This window comes from Streptomyces sp. NPDC054840 (assembly GCF_053611065.1).
On record NZ_JBSGZP010001136.1, the window covers coordinates 1 to 1,206 of the forward strand.

Genomic DNA, 1,206 nt, shown 5'->3' on the forward strand with positions numbered 1-1,206 from the left:
ACCACGCCCCGGGGCTGAAGGGCCCGGTCCACATCTGCCGCCCGGTGACCGTGGTCCAGGACACGGACGAGCTGCTGGCGGTGTGGATGGCCCCCGGCACCGAATGCGTCAAGCCGGTCCTCGCCGACGGCACCTCCGTCCACGAGGAACCGCTCGCCACCCGCTACACGGCGCCGCGGACCACCGTACGTTCGCGCTGGTTCGGCGCAGGTGTCCTGAAACTGGCCAGGCCCGGGGACCCGTGGTCGGTGTGGCTGTTCTGGGGCCCGCGCTGGCAGTTCAAGAACTGGTACGTGAACCTGGAGGAGCCGCGCTCGCGCTGGGCCGGCGGGGTGGACTCCGTGGACCACTTCCTGGACATCGCCGTCCACCCGGACCGCAGTTGGACCTGGCTGGACGAGGACGAGTTCGCGCAGGCGCAGCGGTCCGGCCTGATGGCCCGTGAGCAGGCCGACCGGGTACGCGAGGCCGGCCGCGCGGCCGTCGAGGTGATCGAGGAATGGGGGGCCCCGTTCTCCGGCGGCTGGGAGGGCTGGCGGCCGGATCCGGCCTGGAGGATTCCGGCCCTTCCGGAGGACTGGGACCGCACCCCGACGCATATGACCTCATGAGACCCTTGATGCGCCCCCGGGGTTCAAACGTAGGATCGTCCTCCACGAGGTCACGCGCGCGGGACGGTGCGGTCGCCGCATCACTGTGCAAGTGTCCGTCCGCGCAGGGGATCTGACCGGAGGTCGGACGCACGACGAGAGACGACGAGGGGGCGGGGGTCCGTCAGGGGCACCTCCCGGCCGCAGGCCGGGAGAGAAGTTTGGGGCAGGAACCTCGGGGTGATGGTGCCCGGGCCGCTGAGCGGGTATACCGCGACTGACCGAGTTGAGTGCAGCGCACATCGAGCGCAAACGGACGGAAATCCACGCGTGACGGAGTACCCCACCTCCCAGGAGGGCCCGCAGCCCGTCGCCTCCGGCGGAGGTACGGACGAGGCCGGCCACGGCAAGGCGCCCATTGCCGCCGCCGAGGCCGTACGCACGCCTGCACCGGGCCAGGGCGCGGAGCCGGGCGGCAGCGCCGCCGCGGCCTCCGACGCGCGGGCGGCCCGCTCGGCTGCCGGGCTCCCCCGGCCCCGCGCCGCGGCGGCGGACGTTCCGGCCGCCGCGGACTCCCCCCAGGGCCAGGCGCAGGTACAGGGACAGCTGCAGGACC

The 1,206-nt window shown here is 73.3% G+C and carries 1 protein-coding gene and 1 pseudogene; both read left to right on the forward strand.

Translation table 11 applies throughout. From position 1 onward, the window contains the following. Positions 1-611 (forward strand): cytidylyl-2-hydroxypropylphosphonate hydrolase (gene fomD / locus ACWGIU_RS38150; RefSeq protein WP_453712722.1); only part of this gene is annotated, 611 nt, incomplete at its 5' end. 309 nt (positions 612-920) lie between these two features. Next, positions 921-1,206, forward strand: a pseudogene (locus ACWGIU_RS38155) (serine/threonine protein phosphatase); the annotation flags it as partial.